The sequence below is a fragment of the Mesorhizobium sp. M2A.F.Ca.ET.042.01.1.1 genome, assembly GCF_003997405.1.
Taxonomy (GTDB): domain Bacteria; phylum Pseudomonadota; class Alphaproteobacteria; order Rhizobiales; family Rhizobiaceae; genus Mesorhizobium.
Window position 1 is genome coordinate 1 of the sequence record NZ_RZRX01000309.1, and the last position, 6,106, is coordinate 6,106.

The following is a 6,106-nucleotide window of genomic DNA, read 5'->3' on the forward strand; positions in this document are numbered from 1 at the left end:
GGGCAATAAAATACGCCGCCTGCACCGGGTTTAGGGCAGTGCAGGGGCTGGCGCAACGACTTCCCGGTACGCTATGAACAGCATGGCGCGGACCCGCCGATATTGGCGGCAACCGGCACCGAATGAAGGGGGACGGGAATGGCATCGGCTACGCAATTCGAGCAGGCGGTCGGGCAGACATTCCTCGTCGAGGCAGGCGGGCAGATGGTGGCGCTGGAGCTCGCTTCGGTAAAGCGCGTCGCCAACAGTCCGCGCGCCGGCGGCGGCTTCTCGGCGCTGTTCAAGGGGCCACGCGAAATGCTTTTGCAGCAGGCGACCTATCGCTTCGTCGGCAGCGAGATCACGCATGACATCTTCATCGTGCCGATCTCCGGCGACCAGACGAGCTACACCTACGAGGCGGTCTTCAACTGAGCTCGGCCGGCCGTGGTCGACTATGTCGCAATCTCCGAAGCGCTGGACAACGCGACCTGCCGCGTGTTGTGCGCCGAAATTCGCGCAGCCACCGGCCAGGCTGCCGGCTTGCTCGGCCATTCCGACCAGAAGCCGCAATGGTCGCAGGTGCGCCGGACCAGGCGCGCCGAGGTTTCGACCGCCGCGCAGGCGCTGATAGAGCGTCTGCTGGCAGAGCAAAAGGCGCTCCTCGAGCGGCATTTCGCAGTCGCGCTGGGCGCGTTTGAGAAACCGCAGTTCCTCCACTATCGAGAGGGCGATTTCTTCGTGCCGCACCAGGACGGCAACACACCGCTCATTCACGACGAATCGCGCTTCCGAAGGTCTCGGCGGTGATCTTTCTCAACGGCCAGTCCGAGGATCCTTCGCCGGAAGATTATTCCGGCGGTTCGCTGGTCCTGCACGGACCTTACAGCGGTCCGGAGCTGCGCGTCGCGATGCCGGCATTGCCGGGGTCGCTGGTCGCGTTTCGCTCGGAAACGACGCACGAGGTCACGCCGGTCAAACGCAACGAGCGCTTCACCATCGTCTCCTGGTATCGCGGCGCGTGATGCTTGCGGCCATCACGCGGCCGGACGCAGCATCAGGTCGTAAACGCCCTTGTCTTCGGCAACGGTGAAGCCCAGCCGCAGGTAAAGCCGCATGGCCGGATTGTGCTTCTCGACGTGGATCGAGACCGCCTTGCCGATGGCCGCTGCTTCGTCGATGAGGTCGCTGAGCAAGGCCGAGCCGAACCCCTTGCCGCGAAACGCCGGCAGGAAGGCGATGTCGATGATGCGGTGCTCGCCTGGCCAGCGCTCGATATAGAGTCGTCCGATGTCGCTGCCGGCATGCGTGACCACCAGCCAGTCGGCATGGGGGTAGTATTTCCGGTAATGCGCGTGCTGCGCCTGGAACTGCATGTCGAGGAACGCGGCCTTCTGCGCCTCGGTCCAGGACGTCACGGCCAGCTCTTCGAGGCGGGTCGAGGCATAGAGGTGCAACAGAAACGGCAGATCGGCTTCCGTTGACCCACGGAATGTGAGCCCGGCGCCCGCCGCGCGCATCCAGCCGGCCGCCTCGCGAAAATGGTTCATCGGCAGATCAGGGGCGTGGTGGGAAGACGCCCTGAAGCGCGATACAGAAATAGCAGGTGAGATAGGGCTGCATGTTGTTATGCGGCTGGTCGCCGCCGACCGGTCGCACCGCCTGATCGTTGAGCGGCGTCAACGTGGCCGTCGCCGAGTAAGATTGCCCTGGAGACGTGCGCGCATAGGATCGTGTCGCACTTGGAGCCGCCAGATTGGCGGGATTGATATTGCCCATTAGCGTGTGCCCGTGCTGCGGCATCTCCGATATCAGCAACTGCACCGTCTCCGATCCGCCCTGCTCGCCGAGATCGTGCAGCGACAGCCCCGGTCCTTGCCCCGGATGCATCGGCGCGCGGCCCTGCAAATCGGGCAAGCCAAAGTTGGACTTACCATTGCCGCCATAGGTCGTGCCGAGCAGTGAGAACAGCGCGGTATTCTGCGATATTGGCAGCAGTTGACCGTCGCACCATGCCCAGCCCTTGGGCGCGAAGTTGAACGGAAAGATGCGGATTTCGGCGACGAACGGATCGGCCATGACGTCCTCTTCAAGTCGGCGACGGGAAGATACCGAACAGCGAGATGATGAAATTGATGCAAAGATAAGGTTGGAAATTGGTATGCGGCTGGCTGCCGCCGGTCTGCCCGGCGGTCTGCGGCGACATCGGCGTCGTCGCCGGCGCTTCACGGTAGATTTGCGAGGCGCCGACCTGCCCAGTCACATTGGCGGTGGGCGTACTTGCCGCTGCGTTGTTCAACGAGGCGACGAACGGGTGCGTGTGTGAGGGGATCTGCTGGGGCGTCAGCGTGACTTCCTCCACGCCGCCCGTCTCGGCAAGGATGAAACTGTCTCCCTGATGCAATGGCAGCCGGCCCCTCAGGTCTGGCAGTGCGAAGGTGCTCTCCCCGTCGCCGCCATAAGTGGTGCCGATCAGGTTAAACAGCGTTTCATACTCCGAGATCGGTAAGAGCTGTCCTTCGCAGAACATCCAGCCGGCTGGATTGAAATTGCCGGCAAACATTCTGACTTCGCCAACATAGGGCTGTGCCATGATTGCGTTTCCTCAGGTCGGCGACGGGAAAATGCCCTGCAGGGCGATGCAGAAGCTCAGTGTCAGGAACGGCTGCATGTTGATATGCGCCTGGCTGCCGCCGACCAAGGCCAGCGTCCCGGGGTCCATCGTCGTCGTGGGGTTGGCTGGCGGCGTATAGACGTTGGCGACCGTTGCCAGCAGGTTGCCGGCGGGAGCCGGCACGTCGGCATTGGCCGTGGTGGCCATCTCGGCATGGCTATGGACCGGCAGTTCCGAGATCGAAAGCGTGTGCGCCTGCTCGCCGCCCCGTTCCCCCAGCACATGACCGCCGCTGACATGGATGGGGACGCGCCCGCGATAGTCGGGCAGGGCGAAATTCACCCGGCCGTCGCCGCCAAACGTGGTGCCCAGCAACGAGAACAGCGGCTGGTTCTGGTTGATCGGCAGCAATTGGCCGTTGCAGAGCGCCCAGCCTTTCGGAGGGAATACAAAAGACATGATTCTGATTTCGGAAAGATACGGTTCCGCCATCGCGCCCTCCTTCAGCACTACTTCATACTAGCCCAACGGCGTTACATTGCGCAACGTCAATAGTAAATCAGATGAGATAATTTTTGGCTTCAGTTTTACTAAATTTTGTAAGCGGCGTCAGGTTTGAGCGGAGAATTAAGGAGCGACTACGGGAGGAAGGGGCGGCAAAGTGTCTGTTAGCGTGATCACGCCAGCGCTTGCCGTGTTGTCGACCGTCGGGCTGCCGGTATTGTCATCCCCAATAATCTGCGTGACTTGCGCAAGTGTTCCAGTTGTATTTGGAGTGCCGGCCGTCGACCCGCCGCGCGCCAAGTTGAAATGAGCGTTTACGGTGTTGGCGAGCGATACATCGACGATGCCAATTGCGCTCGAGACGAACGTATTCTGCTTGCCCAGATTGCTGGCATCGCCAACGACTAGGTTCATCGTGCTGGTGTCAGAAGCCGTAGCGCCGTTGTCTACAAAGAGGCCGTATATGTTCTGCGAATTCGGGTTCGACTCCACGTTGCCGAAGATCGAGGCGTTCATGGTGGAACTGCCGTCGTTGTTCTGCAGGTGGATACCGGCGTTGCCATAGCCCGACAGCGAATTGTTCTGTATCAAAACCGTCGTCGTGCCAGCACCGGCCGAGCGGACAAAAATGCCGTCCGCGTTGGCGCCGCTCTTCGCTGGCCCGATTGTGTTGCTGGCGATCGTGCCGGCCATCGTGCCGCTATCCTTGCCCTTGGCAACGAATATGCCGACAGTATCGTAGGCGTTGGCAGCGTCGGCACCGGTGTTGGCCAGCGTGTTGTGCGAGATGTCGAAGGTCGTCGTCGCCGCCTGGGCGAGAGTGCCGGAACCGCTGCGTATGTCGATCGCCGAACCACCGCCGGGGATGATCGCCTGGCCGTTGTGGAACGTGTTGCTGCGCACCACGGCATCCATGGTGGAATTGTTGTTGGCAAGGAACGCGATGAAGTCGGCGCGCGTGCCGGCGAAGGTGCTGTTGGTCAGCGTGTAGTTGGCGGTCGCGGTGTTGTAGACCTGTCCGCGAACATTGTCGTTGCCTCCCGTCGCATCGATCAGGCCGAACTGGATGTTGTCCATGGTCAGCCGGGTCAGCGTGCCGCTGGTGTTGTAGAGGTCGACGTTCTGGTTGTAGCCGCCCGATATGCTGGAGTTGGTGATCGAAGAGGTGCCGAGCAGGTTGTCGAAGCGGATCGAGCTTTCTTCGCGGTCGCCGGCATTGTTGTTGCCGTTGACGCCATTGATGGTCATGCCGGTCATCGTGAAGTTGGTGACGGTGTTGCCGTAGACGGCGAAGTTCGAGAAGTCGTTCAGCTGCATGTTGGTGAACGATGCTCCGGAGGTATTCCTCAGGAAGATGCCGGTGCCGGCACTTCCGCTCACGGTCTGACCGCCGGCGTCTGTGCCGGTCAGGATATCGGCGCCGGTCTTGCTGGAAATCGTGCCGCCCGAGCCGGCCGAGCCGGTGCCGGTTACGGTCAGCCCGCCGCTGGAGCCGGTCCCGTCGAGTACGATGCCGGCGGCGGTGCCGCCGCCCGACGAGATGCTCTGGAACTTCAGGCCGGAGGCGCCAATCGTCGTGTTCACGACATTGAGCGCGGTCGCCTGACCCGAATTGATGGTGCTGCCCGAGGCGGTCGCACTGACGGTGCCGCCACCAATCGCGTTGAAGCCGATGGAGTTGCTGCTCGAGGTGTCGATGGTCAGCGCGCCGGTGAAGTTGATGGTCGAGCCGGTGTTGGCGTTGAGGAAGATGCCGTCGCTCAAGCCGGTCGAGGAAACCGCGCCGCTGAGTGTGACCGTGCCGCCGGTGCGATTCTGGATATCGATCGTGCGGCCGTCGCTCGTCTTGGTGATCGAGCCGCCATAGGTTACGGTTGCCGTGCCGCCGGAGCCCAGGAAGGCGACGCCCGAGGCGCCGGTCAGCGCTCCGGTGCCAAGGTTCACCGTGCCGGTGACGTTGGTGAGCGCGACGTTGTTGGTGCCGCCGCCCGATGTGGTCGAGGTGAAATTGATGCCGGCCGCGATGCCGTTGAGGTTGACCGCCTGGCTGGCGTTCGCGCTGATCGAGCCGGTGGTGACATTGACCGTGCCGCCATTAGTCGCGGTGAAGGCCGTGTTGCCGCCGCCCGTCGTGATGGCGAGGTTGGCGAAGCTGACGGTCGAGGCCGTGCCGCCATTGTTGACCGAGACAGCGGTGCCGGCGGCGTTGTTGTAGTTGACCGCGCCGGTGAAGCTGACCGTGTTTACGCCCGTCGCGCCGGAGATGGCGATGCCGCTGCCGCCAATGCTCGACGTAACCGCGCCGGCAAAGCCGAAGCTGCCGCCGGTGCGATTGGTGACGCTGACAGCGGTGCCGGCGACATTAGTGATTGAGCTCGCGCTGTCGAAGCTGAACGCCGCATTGCCGCCGACGACCGACAGGCCGCTGGCGCCTGTCGTGTCGACGTTGGTGGCGGTGACCGTTCCGGAGGCTGCGCCAAATTTGATGCCGGTCCCGCTCGCGTTGGTGACGAGGGAGAGATTGGTCAGCGTCGTCGTGCCGGTAGCGCCGGTGCCGAAGTCGATGTTGGCGGCGGTGAAGTTCCTGATCGTCATGTTGCTGATCGTGGCGTTCGCCGTGCCGGAGCCGCTGATGCCGATTGCGGCATTGGCGCCAGCGCCGTCGTTACCATCGATGATGAAACCGTCGATGATGTTGCCGCTGCTGGCCAGCGTGATGATGCTGCTGCCATCCGCGCTCGTCAGCGTCGCCGCGCCGTTTGGCGTCTGGTCGACGATCGAGATGTTGTTGCTGGCCAGTTGGATGGTCGACGGCACGGTCAGCGCCAGGTTGATGTTGCCGTTGCCGAAGCCGCGCACCTGCTCATTGGTCGCGAGCGCCAGCGTGTCGTCGCCATTGCTGCCAGCCGCGGTGATGACGCCACCGTCGTTGACCAGCACGATGATGTCGGTTGAAACCGCCGCCGCTTCCGCCGTGGCCAGCGTCGCCAGATTGTTCTGGTCCTTGCC

The 6,106-nt window shown here is 62.8% G+C and carries 7 protein-coding genes and 1 pseudogene; 3 read left to right on the forward strand and 5 right to left on the reverse strand.

The genetic code is table 11. The annotated features are described in order from the left end of the window. The first annotated feature begins 138 nt into the window (after nucleotides 1-138). From EOA23_RS30190 to EOA23_RS36675, 3 genes are read left to right on the forward strand one after another with little or no spacing between them, the layout of a single operon-like run. A complete protein-coding gene (locus EOA23_RS30190) occupies nucleotides 139-414 on the forward strand; it encodes a hypothetical protein (protein ID WP_127306811.1) in 276 nt (91 codons plus the stop codon). A gap of 12 nt (nucleotides 415-426) precedes the next feature. Further along, on the forward strand, nucleotides 427-789 hold the full coding sequence (locus EOA23_RS36670; protein WP_245474392.1) for a hypothetical protein: 363 nt from the start codon (nucleotides 427-429) through the stop codon (nucleotides 787-789). After that, on the forward strand, nucleotides 786-1,004 hold the full coding sequence (locus EOA23_RS36675; protein ID WP_245474393.1) for a 2OG-Fe(II) oxygenase: 219 nt from the start codon (nucleotides 786-788) through the stop codon (nucleotides 1,002-1,004). Before EOA23_RS36670 ends, EOA23_RS36675 begins: the two co-directional genes overlap by 4 nt. A 12-nt stretch (nucleotides 1,005-1,016) precedes the next feature. On the opposite strand, the gene EOA23_RS30200 is transcribed toward EOA23_RS36675, so the two are convergent. The 5 genes and pseudogenes from EOA23_RS30200 to EOA23_RS35885 all read right to left on the reverse strand — a co-directional run. Beyond that, on the reverse strand, nucleotides 1,017-1,529 hold the full coding sequence (locus EOA23_RS30200) for a GNAT family N-acetyltransferase (RefSeq protein WP_127306812.1): 513 nt from the start codon (nucleotides 1,527-1,529) through the stop codon (nucleotides 1,017-1,019). Between the two features lie 7 nt (nucleotides 1,530-1,536). Next, nucleotides 1,537-2,058, reverse strand: coding sequence for a tail fiber protein (locus EOA23_RS30205; RefSeq protein ID WP_127306813.1), 522 nt, complete (start codon nucleotides 2,056-2,058; stop codon nucleotides 1,537-1,539). 10 nt (nucleotides 2,059-2,068) lie between these two features. After that, entirely contained in the window at nucleotides 2,069-2,572 is a 504-nt protein-coding gene (locus EOA23_RS30210) for a tail fiber protein (protein WP_127306814.1), read from the reverse strand. Between the two features lie 12 nt (nucleotides 2,573-2,584). Further along, a complete protein-coding gene (locus tag EOA23_RS30215; RefSeq protein ID WP_127306815.1) occupies nucleotides 2,585-3,085 on the reverse strand; it encodes a tail fiber protein in 501 nt (166 codons plus the stop codon). A 135-nt stretch (nucleotides 3,086-3,220) separates the two neighbouring features. Further along, nucleotides 3,221-6,106, reverse strand: a pseudogene (locus EOA23_RS35885) (hypothetical protein); the annotation flags it as partial.